Annotated in this window: 15 protein-coding genes; 11 read left to right on the plus strand and 4 right to left on the minus strand. The window is 70.6% G+C overall.

The window, feature by feature from the left end:
* The first annotated feature begins 2 nt into the window (after window positions 1–2).
* Window positions 3–623, plus strand: a complete 621-nt coding sequence (locus ADK36_RS27300; RefSeq protein ID WP_048584737.1) for a 5-formyltetrahydrofolate cyclo-ligase — start codon at window positions 3–5, stop codon at window positions 621–623.
* A gap of 71 nt (window positions 624–694) precedes the next feature.
* Here ADK36_RS27300 and ADK36_RS27305 read toward each other — a convergent pair whose 3' ends face one another.
* Window positions 695–3,475, minus strand: a complete 2,781-nt coding sequence (locus tag ADK36_RS27305; RefSeq protein WP_048584738.1) for a penicillin acylase family protein — start codon at window positions 3,473–3,475, stop codon at window positions 695–697.
* A 228-nt stretch (window positions 3,476–3,703) separates the two neighbouring features.
* Here ADK36_RS27305 and ADK36_RS27310 point away from each other — a divergent pair, with 228 nt between their 5' ends.
* The 6 genes from ADK36_RS27310 (at window position 3,704) to mscL (ending at window position 9,511) form a co-directional block, all read left to right on the plus strand.
* Window positions 3,704–5,230 carry a potassium/proton antiporter gene (locus ADK36_RS27310; protein WP_048584739.1) on the plus strand — a complete coding sequence of 509 codons (1,527 nt, stop codon included), beginning with the start codon at window positions 3,704–3,706 and terminating at the stop codon, window positions 5,228–5,230.
* Window positions 5,231–5,476: 246 nt separating this feature from the next.
* Window positions 5,477–6,769, plus strand: coding sequence for an MFS transporter (locus ADK36_RS27315; RefSeq protein ID WP_053199409.1), 1,293 nt, complete (start codon window positions 5,477–5,479; stop codon window positions 6,767–6,769).
* Between the two features lie 67 nt (window positions 6,770–6,836).
* Complete coding sequence (locus tag ADK36_RS46735; RefSeq protein ID WP_078916526.1) at window positions 6,837–7,166, plus strand: FmdB family zinc ribbon protein; 330 nt, start codon at window positions 6,837–6,839, stop codon at window positions 7,164–7,166.
* Between the two features lie 98 nt (window positions 7,167–7,264).
* Window positions 7,265–8,107 (plus strand): S-methyl-5'-thioadenosine phosphorylase, encoded by an 843-nt coding sequence (locus ADK36_RS27325; protein ID WP_048584742.1) that lies wholly within the window; start codon window positions 7,265–7,267, stop codon window positions 8,105–8,107.
* Between the two features lie 318 nt (window positions 8,108–8,425).
* Window positions 8,426–8,905, plus strand: a complete 480-nt coding sequence (locus tag ADK36_RS27330) for an RcpC/CpaB family pilus assembly protein (RefSeq protein WP_078916527.1) — start codon at window positions 8,426–8,428, stop codon at window positions 8,903–8,905.
* Between the two features lie 147 nt (window positions 8,906–9,052).
* Window positions 9,053–9,511: a large conductance mechanosensitive channel protein MscL gene (mscL, locus tag ADK36_RS27335; protein WP_048584743.1), complete on the plus strand. Its 459-nt coding sequence runs from the start codon at window positions 9,053–9,055 to the stop codon at window positions 9,509–9,511.
* Between the two features lie 4 nt (window positions 9,512–9,515).
* Here the strand turns inward: mscL and ADK36_RS27340 are convergent, their stop codons facing one another.
* Window positions 9,516–9,704: a hypothetical protein gene (locus ADK36_RS27340; RefSeq protein WP_048584744.1), complete on the minus strand. Its 189-nt coding sequence runs from the start codon at window positions 9,702–9,704 to the stop codon at window positions 9,516–9,518.
* Between the two features lie 128 nt (window positions 9,705–9,832).
* Between ADK36_RS27340 and ADK36_RS27345 the strand changes: the two genes are divergently transcribed.
* From ADK36_RS27345 to ADK36_RS27360, 4 genes are all read left to right on the plus strand, one after another.
* A complete protein-coding gene (locus ADK36_RS27345) occupies window positions 9,833–11,068 on the plus strand; it encodes a low temperature requirement protein A (RefSeq protein ID WP_053199411.1) in 1,236 nt (411 codons plus the stop codon).
* Between the two features lie 68 nt (window positions 11,069–11,136).
* Window positions 11,137–12,189: a P1 family peptidase gene (locus ADK36_RS27350; protein ID WP_048584746.1), complete on the plus strand. Its 1,053-nt coding sequence runs from the start codon at window positions 11,137–11,139 to the stop codon at window positions 12,187–12,189.
* 156 nt (window positions 12,190–12,345) lie between these two features.
* Window positions 12,346–13,566, plus strand: coding sequence for a L,D-transpeptidase (locus ADK36_RS27355; RefSeq protein ID WP_053199416.1), 1,221 nt, complete (start codon window positions 12,346–12,348; stop codon window positions 13,564–13,566).
* Between the two features lie 191 nt (window positions 13,567–13,757).
* On the plus strand, window positions 13,758–14,504 hold the full coding sequence (locus ADK36_RS27360; protein WP_048584747.1) for a DUF6227 family protein: 747 nt from the start codon (window positions 13,758–13,760) through the stop codon (window positions 14,502–14,504).
* 14 nt (window positions 14,505–14,518) lie between these two features.
* Here ADK36_RS27360 and ADK36_RS27365 read toward each other — a convergent pair whose 3' ends face one another.
* Both ADK36_RS27365 and ADK36_RS27370 read right to left on the minus strand, forming a co-directional pair.
* Complete coding sequence (locus ADK36_RS27365; protein ID WP_048584748.1) at window positions 14,519–14,773, minus strand: hypothetical protein; 255 nt, start codon at window positions 14,771–14,773, stop codon at window positions 14,519–14,521.
* 120 nt (window positions 14,774–14,893) lie between these two features.
* Window positions 14,894–16,966 (minus strand): PTS fructose transporter subunit IIABC, encoded by a 2,073-nt coding sequence (locus tag ADK36_RS27370; RefSeq protein WP_048584749.1) that lies wholly within the window; start codon window positions 16,964–16,966, stop codon window positions 14,894–14,896.
* Between the last annotated feature and the right edge of the window lie 152 nt (window positions 16,967–17,118).

Below are 17,118 nucleotides of genomic sequence, written 5' to 3' on the forward strand. Positions count from 1 at the left end.
CTATGAGTCACTTCGGACGTCCGGCCGAGCCTGACAAGCGGGTGTTGCGGCGAGAGATCCTCACGGTGAGAGGCAGGTTGACGGCGGATGACGTGCGGGTTTCGGCCACCGCGTTGGCCGCGCGAGCACTGGAGCTGCCCGAGCTGGCACACGCGCGCGTGGTGGCGGCGTACGTCTCCGTGGGGAGTGAACCCGGCACCCTCGCGCTGCTCGACGCGCTGCGCGCGCGGGGTGTGCGGGTCCTGCTCCCCGCCCTCCTGCCCGACAACGACCTCGACTGGGGCGCCTACTTCGGGGAGGACTCGCTCGCCCGCGTCCAACACGGCGGCAGGATGGCCCTCTTCGAGCCCGCCGGCGAGCGCCTCGGCCCGGACGCCGTGACCGACGCCGACGTGGTGCTGCTGCCGGGTCTGGCGGTCGACGCGCGCGGGATGCGGCTGGGGCGCGGCGGCGGGTCGTACGACCGCGTCCTCGCCCGCCTGGAACGCGCGGGCGCCCGGCCCTCGCTCGTGGTGCTGCTCTACGACTCCGAGGTCGTCGAGCGCGTCCCCGAGGAGCCGCACGACCGTCCGGTGCACGCGGTGGTGACGCCGTCGGGGGTGCGCCGCTTCGGGGAGCCCTGAGCCGTCCCCGGCGCGAAAGGGCCCTCCACGCGCGCGTGGAGGGCCCTTTCGGTCCTACGACCGTCAGCGGCTCACGGCCTGAGCACCAGGGTGTCGCTGGTGCTGTCGTCGACCGCATCGTCCGAGAAGGACCAGTCGAGCAGTTCGCCGTCGGCCCACTTGTCGGTCTGGTCGGTGTAGTGGGCGTTGTAGGCGTGCCCGGAGGCGCCGGTGAGGTTGATCCACTTCGACTTGTCGAGGTCGCTGAGGTTGACCACCATCCGCATCGACGGCACCCAGACGACTCCGTAGCCGCCGGCGGCGTTCCAGCCGGAGGCGTTGACCGTGGCCTCGCCGCCGCTGAGCTTCCAGGGGCCGCGGTTGAGGATGTACTGGAGGAAACCGGGGCCCTCGGTGCCGAGGGTCTGGTTCTTCAGGAACAGGCGGTGCAGCCGGCCCCAGCTCCAGGTGTCGATGTCCTTGCCGAGCTTGGCGGTCAGCTCCCAGCGGGCGTCGACCATGGCGCGCCTGAACAGGTCGTCGCGGTTGTGGTGAGCTCCCTTGCGGTTGCCCGACTTCGGCGTCGTCCACCAGTCGCTGTCCTCGTCGTCCATGAGGTTGCGGACCACCTCGAACCAGCGGTCGCCGCCGTCGGGCTGCGCCTGGTCGGCGTCGCGCTCGCCGCACTCGCGCACCTCCTCGGTCCCGTCCACGGGCCCCGTGGTGTTGACCGGGTCGACCAGCAGGCACTGGCCCTTGACCCGCAGCTCCTTGGGCAGCTTGTTGCCGAAGGCCAGCTTGAGGATGTTGCGCCAGACCGAGTTGAAGTAGGCGGCCGCCGCCGAGTCGGCGTCCTGGGTGTAGTCCCAGCCCTCCAGGAGCTCCTGCGCGTCCCGGACGTCGGCCGCGTCCCGCACGTCCTTGTCGGAGATGTCGATCTTCAGCAGCTTGGGCACCAGCAGCTTGGCGATCTCGCTGCTGTTGTCGAGCTGCATCTGGCGCATGTCGTCGGTGGAGATCTTGCCGCCGTCGTCGATCTTCGACTGGATCAGGTCGGTGATGCGCTGGCTGCGGGCGCCGTAGCCCCAGTCCGTGGTGAGGGTGTACGGGTACTTGGTCCTGTCGACCACGGCCTGGTTGGCGGTGACGATGTAGCCGCGGTCCGGGTCGTACTCGTACGGCAGCTCGTCCTGGTCGATGTAGCCGGTCCAGCGGGACCTGGCGTCCCAGCCCGGCGCGGGCACGGAGCCGTCGAAGCCCTTCGCGCGCGTGGGGATCCTTCCGGGCAGCGTGTAGCCGATGTTGTCCTTGGTGTCGGCGTAGATCAGGTTCTGCGAGGGCACGTCGAACAGGGCGGCCGCGCCGCGGAAGTCGCTCCAGTTCGCCGCTCTGTCCATGGCGAAGACGGCGTCCATGGAGGTGCCGGGCTCGAGCGCGGTCCAGCGCAGCGCGATGCCGTAGCCGTCGCCGCGGTCGGGGGCGGCGGTGTCGACGGTGGCCTTCTTGCCGACCTTCACCAGCTCGGAGCTGCGGTCGGACAGCAGCGGCATCCCGTCCTTGGTCTCCCGGACCACGATCTCCTTGGGTTCGCCGCCGGCGACGTTGATGGTCTCCTCGCGGGTGACGAAGGGCACCGTCTTGCCGTCGTACAGGTAGCCGTCGCCGGAGAGCTTCTCCAGGTAGAGGTCGGTGACGTCGACGCCGGAGTTGGTCATGCCCCAGGCGATGTTCTGGTTGTGGCCGATGATCACGCCGGGCATGCCCGCGAAGGTGTAGCCGCTGACGTCGTACTGGCACTTGCTGGAGACCGAGCGGCAGTGCAGGCCCATCTGGTACCAGACGGAGGGCAGCGAGGCCGACAGGTGCGGGTCGTTGGCCAGCAGTGGCTTGCCGGTGATGGTGTACTTCCCGGCGACCACCCAGGAGTTGGAGCCGATGCCGTTGCCGTTCACGCCGACGGCCGTGGGGAGGTCGTCCAGGACGTCCTGGAGGCCCGACAGCTGGCTCTGCAGGCCGCTGGTGCCCGAGCTGGAGCCCGTGCCCGCGGTTCCGGTGCCGGACGAGCCCGCGGAGGACGTGGAGCCGCTCCCCTGGAACGTCTTGGTGATGTCGTCGTACTGGCCGGTCTGGACGATCGTCTTGTTCCGGCCGTACGGGTAGTCCGGGTACAGGTCCTGGATCTGCTTGGGGCCGAGGCGGCTGGTCATCAGGGCGCGGTCGATCTCGTCCTGCATGTTGCCGCGCAGGTCCCAGGCCATCGCCTTCAGCCAGGCGAGCGAGTCGACCGGGGTCCACTTCCGCGGCTTGTAGTCGTTGGCGAACCCGAGCGCCGCGTACTCCAGGGAGATGTCCTTGTTGTCCTTGCCGTCCAGGTAGGCGTTGACGCCCTGGGCGTACGCCTGGAGGTACTTCTTGGTGGAGGCGGACAGCGTCTTGTCGTACTCCTCCTTGGCGACGCGGTCCCAGCCCAGGGTGCGCAGGAACTCGTCGTTGTCGACCTGGCTCTCGCCGAACATCTCCGACAGACGCCCGGAGGTCATGTGACGGCGCACGTCCATCTCGTAGAACCGGTCCTGCGCCTGGACGTAGCCCTGCGCCATGAACAGGTCCGCGTCGGTGGAGGCGTAGATCTGCGGGATGCCGTAGTCGTCGCGCTTCACGTCGACGGGCCCGGACAGGCCGGGGAGCGTGAGTGATCCCTTGGTCTGCGGGAAGGAGGCCCGGACGGTGCTGATGGACCAGAATGCCCCGCCGGTGACGCCGCCCACGAGGGCCAGCACCAGCACGAGGACGAGCAGGCGGGCTCTGCGCCCCTTCTTCCTGCCGGACTTGCCGGGCTGCTGACCCGTGGAGGCGGTGGTGTTGGGGGGCATCGCTGTCCTTGCTGTCCTAACGCGAGCGGCAGGCGGTCCTGGAGTGCTGGAGCAACCATAGGCGCAGGGCCCGGTCCAACTTGACGCGGAGTAGGGAACCAGCACGGACGGACGTTCGATCATGCCTGCCCGAGTGTCAAGAAATCGTCAAGAGTTAGGTAAGGTAACGAAGTAGTTGGGTGCGGAGAGCCGCCACTTCGTGTCCTATGTACGTGAGCCCACGCGCGCGTGCGCGTGGGCCAGGGAAGGGAACGGCCGCTGACTGTCCACGACCTCAACCAGCTCCTGCTCGTCTGCTCGCTCGTCCTGCTCGTCGCGGTCGCCGCGGTCCGGATCTCCTCGCGCAGCGGGCTCCCCAGCCTGCTCGTATACCTGGGCATCGGCGTCCTCATGGGCCAGGACGGCATCGGCGGCATCCGCTTCGACGACGCCGAGCTGACCCAGGTCATCGGGTACGCGGCGCTCGTCGTGATCCTGGCCGAGGGCGGCCTGGGCACGAAGTGGAAGGAGATCAAGCCGGCCCTTCCGTCCGCCACCGCGCTGGCGCTGCTCGGGGTCACGGTGAGCGTCGGGGTCACGGCGGCGGCCGCGCACTACCTGGTCGGGCTGGAGTGGCGGCAGGCGCTGATCATCGGGGCGGTCGTCTCCTCGACCGACGCGGCCGCGGTCTTCTCGGTGCTCCGGAGGATTCCCCTCCCCTCGCGCGTGACCGGCACCCTGGAGGCCGAGTCCGGCTTCAACGACGCCCCCGTCGTCATCCTGGTGGTCGCCTTCTCCACGCACGGCCCGATCGAGCACTCCTACGTGCTGCTGGCCGAGATAACGCTGGAGCTGGCCATCGGCGCGGCCATCGGGCTCGCGGTGGGCTGGCTGGGCTCCTGGGGGCTGAGGCATGTGGCGCTGCCCGCCTCCGGCCTCTATCCGATCGCCGTCATGGCCATCGCCGTCACCGCGTACGCGGCCGGCGCGATGGCGCACGGCAGCGGCTTCCTGGCCGTGTATCTCGCCTCGATGGTCATGGGCAACGCCAAGCTGCCGCACTGGCCCGCCACGCGCGGGTTCGCCGACGGGGTCGGCTGGATCGCCCAGATCGGCATGTTCGTCCTGCTCGGCCTCCTGGTCACCCCGCACGAGCTGGGCGACGACATCCTGCCCGCGCTCCTCATCGGGCTGGTGCTGACCATGGTGGCCCGCCCGCTGAGCGTCGTCCTGTGCCTGGTGCCGTTCGGCGTCCCCTGGCGGGAGCAGGCCCTGATGTCCTGGGCCGGGCTGCGCGGCGCCGTGCCCATCATCCTGGCCACCATCCCCATGGTGGGCGGCGTCGAGGACAGCCGTCGCATCTTCAACATCGTCTTCGTCCTGGTCGTGGTCTACACGCTGGTCCAGGGGCCGACCCTGCCGTGGTTCGCCCGCAAGCTGCGGCTCGGCGGGGAACCCGAGCCCGCCGACCTCGGCATCGAGTCGGCGCCCCTGGAGCGGCTGCGCGGACACCTGCTGTCCTTCGCGATCCCCGAGGGCTCGAAGATGCACGGCGTCGAGGTCAACGAGCTGCGGCTGCCCGCCGGGTCCGCCGTCACCCTCGTCGTCCGCGACGGAAAATCGTTCGTTCCGCTGCCCACGACGGTGCTGCGACGCGGGGACGAACTGCTCGTGGTCGCCACGGATCCGGTACGGGACGCCGCCGAGCGCCGGCTGCGCGCCGTGGGGGCCGGGGGCAAGCTGGCCGGGTGGCTGGGGACGAAGGGGGCATCCTGATCGCAGGTGGAACGCCCGCAGTGCTCATTTTCACAAGGTCAGGGGGCTCAGTCCCCTGTACTATGCAGGCGTAACCCCAGATCGAACCAACTCTGCCTGACGCAGAGCTGGCGCGACCGTATGGCGGCCGGCAGGTCCTACTCAGTGGGCGCCGGCATCTACCGCAGTTCCGCGCGACAGGACAGCTCTCGGCGCCGCCCCCCACCCGCCGGGGCCGCGCTACCAGGCGGCAGAAAGGCACGGGCCGTGGCATCCACGGTCACCACCGAGCCGTCGAAGGACTCGCCGGCCTCCTCCCGCCCGGGATACGGACAGCTGCTGCGCACCCGCGGCGCCTGGACGTTCCTCCTCCCCGGCTTCGCCGCGCGCCAGCCATTCGCGATGCTGACCATCTCCATCGTGCTGCTCGTGCAGCACACCACCGGCTCATACGGTGCGGCGGGTGCCGTCGCGGCCGTCACCGGTGTCTCCATGGCGCTGTTCGCGCCCTACAGCGGCCGCCTCGCCGACCGCTACGGACAGCGCGCCGTCCTCCTGCCCGGTGTCCTGGTGCACACGCTGTCCGGCCTGACGCTGACGGCGCTCGCCCTGTCCGACGCGCCCCTGTGGGCGCTCTTCGTGGCGGCCGTGCCGGCCGGCGCCTCGGTGCCGCAGGTCGGGCCCATGGTGCGGGCCCGCTGGGGTGTGAAGCTCCAGGGCTCGCCCCTGATGACGACGGCGGCGGCCTTCGAGTCGGTCACCGACGAGCTGACCTTCGTCCTCGGCCCGCTGCTGGCCACCGCCCTGTGCACCGCCGTCGACCCGGCCGCCGGCCTGGTCACGGAGGCCGCGCTCACACTGCTGGGCGGTCTGCTGTTCGCCGCCCAGAAGAGCACCCAGCCGTCGGTCGCCGTCGACGGGCATGCACGCGTGGAGCACACCTCAGCGCTGCGCATCCCCGGCGTGCGCGTGCTGATCGTGACCTTCCTGGGCATCGGTTCCGTCTTCGGCGGCATGCAGGTCTCGCTGGCCGCGTTCACCGAGTCGATCGGCGAGCCCGGCCTGAACGGCGTCCTGTACGGCACCTTCGCCGCGGGCAACATGCTCTCCGGCATCGTCTGCGGCGCCATCGCGTGGAAGGTGGCACCGCAGCGCCGTCTGCTCGTCGGGTACGCCGCCCTCGCGCTCGCCGCGTCCGGCCTCTGGGCCGCGCACTCGGTGCTCGTGCTGGCGGGCCTGGGCCTGCTGGTCGGCATGTGCATCGCGCCCGCGCTGATCACCGGCTACACCCTGGTCGAGAGCCTGGTCCCGGCCGGGGCCCGCACCGAGGCCTTCACCTGGCTCACGGGCGCGGTCGCGCTCGGGCAGGCCGCCGCGGTCACCGTCGCCGGACAGCTGGAGGACCGCCTCTGGGGCGGCGCCGGATTCCTGGTGCCGATGGGCGGGACGCTGCTCGCCCTGGCGACCCTGGTCGCGCTGCGTTCGCGCCTGCTGGCCCGGCCCCGGGGACGGACCGTCGCACGTGGCGTCGGTCACCGCGTGCCGGTGGCAGTGGACTGAGCGGCTGGAATACGTCACACTTGACCGTCGTTAGCACTCATCGAGTGAGAGTGCCAGGAGGAAGACAGTGCCCACCTATCAGTACCAGTGCACCAAGTGCGGCGAGGGTCTCGAAGCGGTGCAGAAGTTCACCGACGACGCCCTGACCGAGTGCCCCAGCTGCCAGGGCCGCCTCAAGAAGGTGTTCTCCGCGGTCGGCATCGTCTTCAAGGGCTCCGGCTTCTACCGCAACGACAGCCGCGGCTCCTCGTCGAGCAGCTCGCCGGCGTCGTCGTCGAAGTCGTCGACGTCCTCCTCGTCGGACTCGTCCTCTTCCTCCTCGACGGCGTCCTCTTCGTCGTCCTCGGACTCGAAGTCGTCGAGCGCGGGCTCGTCCTCCAGCAGCTCCGCCGCGTAAGCACTTCCTGCGGGCACGTAGGACGCACTTCTTACGGGACCCTGTCGCCCTCCGGCGACGGGGTCCTCGGCGTTTCCGGGTGCGGTTAGGGTGCGGGCATGGTGAACAAGGCGAACGTCGAACTCGGCGTGATCGGTGGCTCCGGCTTCTACTCGTTCCTCGACGACGTGACCGAGATACAGGTGGACACCCCGTACGGGCCGCCCAGCGACTCCCTCTTCCTCGGCGAGATCGCCGGCCGGCGGGTCGCCTTCCTGCCCCGGCACGGACGCGGCCATCATCTGCCGCCGCACAGGATCAACTACCGGGCCAACCTCTGGGCGCTGCGCTCGCTCGGCGCCCGCCAGATCCTCGGGCCGTGCGCGGTCGGCGGCCTGCGCCCCGAGTACGGGCCGGGCACTCTGCTCGTGCCGGACCAGCTGGTCGACCGTACGAAGTCCCGGGTGGGGACGTACTTCGACGGGCTGCCGCTGCCCGACGGCACCGTGCCGAACGTGGTGCACGTCTCCCTGGCCGACCCCTACTGCCCCACCGGCCGCGCGGCCGCGCTGAAGGCGGCACGGGGACGGGACTGGGAGCCGGTGGACGGCGGCACGCTGGTCGTGATCGAGGGGCCCCGCTTCTCGACTCGTGCCGAATCGTATTGGCACCAGGCTCAGGGCTGGTCGGTGGTGGGCATGACCGGCCACCCCGAGGCGACGCTCGCCCGTGAACTCGAACTCTGCTACACGTCGTTGACGCTGGTCACCGACCTGGACGCGGGCGCCGAGACCGGCGAGGGCGTCTCGCACGACGAGGTGCTGCGGGTGTTCTCCGCGAACGTGGACCGGCTGCGGGGCGTGCTGTTCGACGCGGTGGCCGCGCTGCCCGCGAACGAGGAGAGGGACTGCCTGTGCGCCACGGCGCTGGGCGGGATGGACCCGGGGTTCGAGCTGCCGTAGGGGGCGCTTGCTGAGAGCGGCCTGCTGAGAGCGGCTTGCCGAGGGCGGCGGAGCAGCGGAACTTCTCGTTCGGGTGGGGGAGTTTTCCACAACCGGTCGGTAGTCCACGGGCCCCGACGGGCGGCGGCGCGATGCCTCATCGTGGCTTCGCAAGCCGTTCCGTCGTCGCAGGTGGTGGTCCTCATGTCCGTTGCTCCGTGGTCGTCCCCGTCCTCCCGCCCTTCCCCTCCCCCGTCCCCTTCCCCTTCTCCTTCTCCTTTCGTCTCCTCTCCCGTCGCTCCGCTCCCCCTGGGAGCGGACGCTCCGGCCACGTGCGAGGTGCCGCACTTCGCACCCGTACGGGTGCGCGGCGGGGGGTATCAGCTGCACAGGCTCCTACGGCACCGCAGGCGGGCCGTGGCGGCGGGGCTCGCCGTCACCGCCGCCGCGCTCGTGGCGGCGGGTCCGCAGGAGGCCGACCGGGCACGCGGGCGTCCGGTGGCGGAGCCGGTGCGCCATCGGGCCGTCGAGAGGGTGTCCGCGCCGGTGCGGATCGCCGACGGAGCGACCGTGCGACTGCTGCGGCCCGGTGACCGGGTCGATGTGATCGCCGCGGAGGAGAGCGCGAGGGGCGGGGACGCCCAGGTGGTCGCGCGCGGGGCACGGGTGTCGAAGGTTCCGGTAATGCCGGAGGCATCCGAGCCTCTGGACACCGCGACCGAGAGCGGGGCGCTGGTCGTGCTGTCGGTGCCGCGTTCCACCGCGACGCGTCTCGCGGGCGCGAGCGCTACGGCACGGCTCGCGGTGACGATGTGCTGAGCCGGGTGGCACATGTCGTGCACATGGTGCTTATCGCCCTGTCAAGTCGCTCGTTCAGGTGGAGTGATTGGACAGAATGGCCCAGCCCTGACGTAGGTTGCGGAGCTGTTCGTTCCACAACCTGCGCATGCGAGGAGAGGCTCCGCGGTGAGCGAGAAGAAGGATCCGGGCATCTGGGACGGCTTCAAGGCCTTCCTGATGCGCGGGAACGTCGTCGATCTGGCGGTCGCGGTGGTCATCGGCGCCGCGTTCACCAACATCGTGAACGCGGTGGTGAAGGGGATCATCAACCCGCTGGTCGGAGCGATCGGCACCAAGAACCTCGATCACTACAGCTCGTGCCTGAGCTCGACGTGCGAAGGCGAGCAGGGCATTCGGATCCTGTGGGGCTCCGTCCTCGGCGCGGCCCTCAGCTTCGTGATCACCGCGGCCGTCGTCTACTTCCTGATGGTCCTGCCCATGGCGAAGTACCTGGCCCGCGTGGAGGCCCGTCGCAAGGCGAAGGAGGGGACGCAGGAGGTCATCGAGGTGACCGAGCTGGAGGTCCTCAAGGAGATCCGCGACGCGCTGGTGGCCCAGCGCGGCTCGGGGCACAACCAGCAGTAACGGCTCAGAGGTGGTGGGGCGGCTTCTCGTCGAGGAAGCGCTTCAGATCGGCCGCGCTGTCGCCGTCGGTGCGCGGCCGCTCGCCCCAGCCACGATCGGTGTCGTCCGAGGACTGCTGGTCCAGCGGGTCGTCGAAGATCAGCGCGGCCTTCGGCTCGCGCGGCTCGGGGTCAGAGGCGGGGGCGGTGCTCATGCGTCCAGAGTACGGCCCGCGCTGCGGCGGACCTCACGGCGGCGACGCACCGGGCGGCGGTCGGGACCCTTGCGCGCTCGTGATCCCTTCGCAAGAAATTCCACGCTCCATCTGCTGTGCTTGACCCCATGACGTCCAGTTCGACACCCGCGCCGGACTTCCCCGGCCCGCCCGGACACCGCCGCCCCCTGCGCCGGCTCACGGCACGGGGCCGTGGTGAGGCGCACCGGGCCGCCACTCCGCTGGAGCTCTTCTTCGACCTGTGTTTCGTCGTGGCCATCGCCCAGGCGGGCGTGCAACTGGTGCACGCCGTCGCAGAGGGGCACGCGGGCGAGGGGATCCTCAGCTACGCGATGGTGTTCTTCGCCATCTGGTGGGCCTGGATGAACTTCACGTGGTTCGCCTCGGCCTACGACAACGACGACATCCTCTACCGGGTCGTCACCCTGATCCAGATCGCCGGGGTGCTGGTCCTGGCGGCCGGGGTCTCCCGGGCGTTCGAGGAGCACGAGTACCTGGCGGTACTGCTGGGCTATGTGATCATGCGGCTCGCCCTCGTGACGCAGTGGCTGCGCGTGGCCAGGTCGAGTGAGGGCCCGGAACGGACGATGGCCCTGCGGTACGCCGGCGGTGTGCTGCTGTGTCAGATCGGCTGGGTGGGCCTGGTGGTGCTGCCCGAGGACGCCAGGCCCTGGGTGTTCCTGGTGATGGCGATCCTGGAGATGTGTGTGCCTCCGTACGCGGAGAGGGACCACCCCACCTCCTGGCATCCGCGTCATATCGCCGAGCGGTACGGGCTGTTCACGATCATCGTGCTCGGCGAGACCATCGCCGCGGCCACGGTGGCCGTGAAGGCCGGCATCGACGAGAACGACGCGTTGGGCGATCTGCTGCCGATCGCCGCGGGCGGACTGCTGATCATCTTCGCCGCCTGGTGGATCTACTTCGTGGTGCCGATCCACGGCCATCTGCGCTCCAACAAGCAGGCGTTCCTGTGGGGCTACGGCCACTACGTGGTCTTCGCCGCGGCGGCCGCGATCGGCGCCGGTCTGGAGGTGGCGGTCGAGCAGGCCGTCGGGAAGGCGCACATTTCAACGCTGGCCGCGTCGGCGGCGGTGACCCTGCCCACGGCGCTCTACCTGCTCACCGTCTGGGCGCTGCACTCGCGTTACTTCAAGGTGGGCATCGCCCAGCAGCTGGTGCTGCCGACCACGGCCCTGCTGGTGATCTGCTGCACCTTCCTGGGCGACTGGGCGGTGCTGGCGGCCGGTCTCGTATCGGCCGGGGCGGTGGCGACCGGGGAAACGCTGACGGCACGCAGGGCGGGCCGGGTGAGCAGGGAGCAGGCGGCACCGGTCGGCTGACGCAGGACACGCCGCCGTCGCTGTAACGGTCTTGTGGGACAGCGTCGGGGCTGCACGACACTGGGCTCATGACAGTTGACGCTCTGACAGATGTCGCCGGGCTGCGGGTGGGGCACGCGACGCGCACCGGCGACGGTTGGCTCACCGGCACCACGGTCGTCCTCGCGCCCGAGGGCGGGGCCGTCGCCGCCGTGGACGTACGCGGCGGCGGTCCTGGCACCAAGGAGACGGACGCCCTCGATCCGCGCAACGTCGTGCAGAAGGTCGAGGCGATCGTGCTGACCGGGGGCAGCGCGTACGGGCTCGACGCGGCGTCCGGGGTGATGGCCTGGCTGGAGGAACGGCACCGTGGGGTGCGGGTCGGGGTGGATCCGGCGCATGTCGTGCCGGTGGTGCCCGCGGCCTGCGTCTTCGACCTCGGGCGGGGCGGCGACTTCCGGGCGCGGCCGGACGCGGCCACCGGGCGGGCCGCGGTCGAGGCTGCCGCGGCGAGCGAGGTGGGAGCGGCCGTGCCGGAGGGCTGCGTGGGCGGGGGCACCGGGGCGACGGTCGGGCCGATGAAGGGCGGTATCGGCACCGCGAGCACCGTCCTGGACTCGGGGATCACGGTGGGCGCCCTGGTCGTGGCCAACGCGTCGGGATCGGCGGTGGATCCGGAAACGGGTGTGCTGTACGGGGAGTTGTTCCAGGGACGGGTGGACTATCCCGAGCCGCGCGTGCAGGAGGCCGCACGTCGGCGGCTCGCCGAGAGCGCCGCGAAGAACCCGCTGCCCCCGCTGAACACCACGCTCGCGGTGGTCGCCACCGACGCGGAGCTGTCGAAGGCACAGGCACAGAAGCTGGCCGGTACGGCCCATGACGGCATCGCGCGTGCCGTGCGGCCGGTGCATCTGCTCAACGACGGGGACACCGTGTTCGCGCTGGCCACGGGTGCGCGCCCGCTCGACGCCGGGAACCCCCTCGCACTGAACGGGCTTCTCGCGGCCGGCGCGGACGCGGTGACGCGCGCGATCGTGCGTGCCGTGCGCGCGGCCGAGTCGGTGGACGGGCCGGGTGGAGCGTGGCCCTCGTACGGGGAGTTGTACGCGGAGCCGTCCGGGGAGCCGTACGGGAAGCGCTGACCGGTTGTGGTGCGCCCGCTCCGCCAAAGGTGTTTGTCGCGGTTGTGTCACGTGATGGCGTTCACGGCGCACGTTGGGAACCCGGTCCGGGGACGGTGGCCTCTTCCACCGTGGAACGGAACGGATCCCGCAGATCGCATGAAGATGGAGCTGATCGTGACAACGCCGGACATAGCAGCGCGCCGGGCACTGGGGGCCTGTGCCGCCCTGATGATCGGCGCTCTGACGCTCACCGCCTGCGGTGGGAGCGCCAACGCCGACCACGAGGACGGGAAGGGCGGCCAGGGATCATCCAGTACCTCCGCCGCCAGGATCGCGATCTCGGCGAAGGACGGCTCAACCAGTGCGTCGATCAACACGACCGGCGTGCGGGTCAGTGACGGCAAGCTGACCGACGTGAAGATGACGGTGGCGAAGAGCGGGCAGGCCGTGCCGGGCTCCCTGGCCGCCGACGGAGCCAGCTGGAAGCCGAAGGAGCAGCTGGAGCGCGGGACGAAGTACCAGATATCGGCCACCGCGCAGGACGGGGACGGGCGCACCGCCTCGGCGGACTCCAGCTTCACCACGATCTCGGCGGCCGACAGCTTCATCGGCACGTACACGCCCGACGGCGGCACCACGGTCGGCGTCGGCATGCCGGTCTCGTTCAACTTCGACAAGGCGATCAGCGACAAGAAGGCCGTGCAGTCGCACATCGAGGTCACCTCCAGCAGTGGCCAGAAGGTGGTCGGGCACTGGTTCGGGGCGCAGCGGCTCGACTTCCGGCCCGAGGAGTACTGGAAGGCCGGCTCCAAGGTCACGATGAAGATCGACCTGGACGGCGTCGAGGGCGCGAACGGCGTCCACGGGGTGCAGAAGAAGACGGTCACCTTCACCGTCGGCCGCTCCCAGGTGTCCACCGTCGACGTCGACACGCAGACGATGACGGTCGAGCGCGACGGCAAGACGATCAAGTCCGTGCCGATCTCGGCGGGCAGCTCGGAGTTCTCCACCTACAACGGGCAGATGGTGATCTCCGAGAAGTACAAGAAGCTGCGCATGGACAGCCGCACGGTCAACCTCGCCGACGCGTACGACATCAAGGACGTGCCGAACGCGATGCGGCTGACACAGTCGGGGACCTTCCTGCACGGCAACTACTGGTACAACAAGGGCAACCCGCCCTTCGGCCGCCAGGGCACCAGCCACGGCTGCGTCGGCCTTCAGGACGTGCGGGGCGGACAGGGCGACACGCCCTCCAAGTGGTTCTACGACAGCTCGATCCTCGGCGACGTGGTGATCGTCAAGAACTCCCCCGACAAGAACGTGACGCCGGACAACGGGCTCAACGGCTGGAACATGTCGTGGAGCGAGTGGGTCGCGGGCAGCGCCGCCTGAGCCACCCGAGGTACCCACTCAAGTACCGTCCGAGCAGGGATTCTTGACAGTTTGTCGGGCCGCGCGGGAACTTCTCGCGCGGTCCGCGCGTTTTACCGGACGTACGTTTTCTCGGTTCCCGGACATGATGTCCGACCGAGGGGCTACGGTATGCACCCACAAGGTGACATGCAGCAACGCCGGGAGAAACCTTGAGCGTTCCGTACGAGACGGCAGCGTACGAACCACCCGAGTCGCCCGAGTCTCCGGAGGAGCACCTCGCGCGACTCCTCGGCCGCGCCCTGAACTCCTTCGAGCTGCCCGACGAGACGATTCGGCGGCTCGACTGCGCGCTGGCTCATGACAGCTCGCTGCACTCCGCGCACCACAGCGCGGGGCTGCACCGGGAGACGTACCGGCACACCTGGCTGCTCGCCGACGGTTCGGCGCTCACGCTGTGGGAGCTCGTCCACAACACCGCGCGGGGCCGCGATCCACAGCACGAGGTGTACGCCGACGAGGAGGAGCTGCGTGCCGCGACCGCGCGACTGCCGCTGCCGCCGGACGCACCCGACTTCGAACTGCCGGTGACGGTGCAGCTGTCGCCGATTCCCACGCCCCGGCACGCGTATGTGCCGGACGACTCGGCGGACCACGCGCGCCGGCTGCTGCGCCGCGCGGAGAACACCGACCGGCCGGACACGGAGACGGCGGCACTGCTGGCCACGGCCTGCGCGCACCAGATCACGCAGGCCTTCGGGCGCCCTTGCCGTGCGGCGCGCGCCGGGCTGTGCTTCTCCCTCTACGAGCACGCCTTCCTGCTGCGCGACGGCAAGGAGATCTCCCTCTGGGAGGTCGAGCACACGGCGACGCCCGACGGGCGGCACATGTGCGAGGTGTACGTCAGTGAGGACGCGGCGCGCCAGGCGATGGAGCGGCGGGCGGCGCAGGTCTCGTAACGCCGGCCGGCTGTTCAGCGGCCGTTGCCGAGCTGTCGTACCAGGCCCGCGAAGGCGTCTCGTTCCGCCGGGGAGAGTTCGACGGCCTCCCGGTCGGGGGCGGTCTGCCGCTGGGGCGGGAGCCCGGAGAGTGCCTGGTCCTGGCGCCGGGGCAGGGCACCGGGGCGGGTGCGGCGCAGGATGCGGGCCAGCCCCGTCACCCACAGCACGGCCGCCAGGGCGAGGACGATCGGGCCCAGCAGCTGGAGGATCGAGACGTGCTCAGGCATGCGCTCCAGTAGACACCACGGTCCGGGCCTTTGGGCCCGGACCGTGACGTATCTCGCAGGTGCCGTGAACAACTCACCGCGCCCCAAAGGGACAAGCTGGAGGCTTTCCCGGTGGCGGGCTTACGCCGCCACCGGCTGCTTCGCCTCCGCGGCCGTGGCCGCCGGGGATCCGGTGACCGGGGCGCCCTCCGGGGCCTTCTTGCGCATGCCCTTCAGGAGGATGACCAGGCCGGCCGTCACCGCCGTGCCGGCACCGATGGCCAGCAGGTACAGCCACGGCTTGCCGATCAGGAAGGTGACCCAGATGCCGCCGTGCGGGGCGCGCAGGGTCGAACCGAACGCCATGGTCAGCGCACCGGTGACCGCGCCGCCCGCCATGGAGGCGGGGATGACGCGCAGCGGGTCGGCCGCGGCGAACGGGATCGCGCCCTCGGAGATGAAGGAGGCGCCCAGGACCACGGCGGCCTTGCCGTTCTCGCGCTCGGCCGTGGTGAACAGCTTCTTGCGGAGGAAGGTCGCGAGGGCCATGCCCAGCGGCGGGACCATGCCGGCCGCCATCACGGCGGCCATGATCTTCATGGCGGAGTCGCTGGGTGCCGCGACCGAGATGCCGGCCGTCGCGAAGGTGTAGGCCACCTTGTTGACCGGGCCGCCGAGGTCGAAGCACATCATCAGGCCGAGCAGGACGCCGAGCAGGATGGCGTTGGTGCCGGAAAGGCTGTTCAGCCAGTCGGTCAGGCCCTTCTGCGCCTCGGAGATCGGCTTGCCGATCACCACGAACATCAGGAAGCCGACGACCGCCGAGGAGACCAGCGGGATCACCACCACCGGCATGATGCCGCGCAGCACCGGCGGGATGTTGATCCGCTGGATGCCCAGGACCACACCACCGGCGATCAGGCCAGCGACCAGACCGCCGAGGAACCCGGCGCCGATCGTCACGGAGATCGCGCCACCGACGAAGCCGGGCACGAGTCCCGGCCGGTCGGCCATGCCGTAGGCGATGTAACCGGCGAGGACCGGGACGAGGAAGCCGAAGGCCGCCGCGCCGATCTGGAACAGCAGCGCCCCCCAGCTGTCCACCTGGCCCCAGTCGAAGTGCTCGGTGACCGACTTGGCCTCGTTGATCTGGTAGCCGCCGATCGCGAAGCCGAGGGCGATCAGCAGACCGCCGGCCGCGACGAACGGGACCATGTAACTCACGCCGGACATCAGCCACTTGCGCAGCTTGGTGCCGTAGCCCTCGCCGGGCTCGCCCGCCCGGTCCACCGGGGTGCCGGCGCCGGGCCGGGCGGCGGCGGTGACCTCGCCGCGCTCCGCCTTGCCACGGACCTCGGCGATGAGTTCGGCCGGGCGGTTGATGCCCGCCTTCACGCCGACGTCGATGGTGGGCTTCCCGGCGAACCGGTCCTTCTCCCGTACGGCCACGTCGTGGGCGAAGATCACGCCGTCCGCCGCCGCGATGACGGCCGGGTCGAGCCGGGTGAAGCCGGCCGAGCCCTGCGTCTCGACGACGAGTTCGACGCCCGCCTCGCGGCCCGCGTTCTCCAGTGACTCGGCCGCCATGTAGGTGTGGGCGATGCCGGTCGGGCAGGAGGTGACGGCGACGATACGGAAGGGGCGGCCGCCGGAGGTGTCGGCGGGGGCGCTCTCGGCGGGGGTGGTGGTGCCCGTGGCGGCGTCGGCGGAGGCCGCCACCGACGACGCCACGGAGTTTTCGGAATCGGCGACAGCCGCATCGGCCGCCGGGGGCTCCTCGCCCCGGATCAGCGCCGCCGCGGACGCCGCGTCGCCCGCCGACCGCAGCGCGTCCGTGAACTCGGCGTTCATCAGCTGGCGGGCCAGCGACGACAGGATCGTCAGGTGGGCGTCGTCCGCGCCCGCCGGGGCGGCGATGAGGAAGATCAGGTCGGCGGGACCGTCCGCCGCGCCGAAGTCGATGCCGGCGGCGCTGCGCCCGAAGGCGAGCGTCGGCTCGGTGACGTGCTCGCTGCGGCAGTGCGGGATGCCGATGCCGCCGTCGAGGCCGGTGGGCATCTGTGCTTCGCGCGCGGCCACGTCGGCGAGGAAGCCGTCCAGGTCGGTCACCCGGCCCAGGGCCACCATGCGCTCGGCGAGGGCACGCGCCGCCGCTTCCTTGGTGTCGGCGGACAGGTCGAGATCGACCAGGTCCGCGGTGATCATGTCGCTCATCGCGGGCTCCTTCGCACGCGTATCGCCCGGTGAGTCTGGTGGGCGGTGAAGGGGACGGGGGTGCCGGGGGGGGCGGGGTGAATGCGGTGGGGGGTGGCGGAGGTGGGGGGGGCGGGGCCGGGGAAAAACCGGCCCCCCCCGGGGGCAAAAGG

This window comes from Streptomyces viridochromogenes (assembly GCF_001270495.1).
GTDB lineage: Bacteria > Actinomycetota > Actinomycetes > Streptomycetales > Streptomycetaceae > Streptomyces > Streptomyces viridochromogenes_A.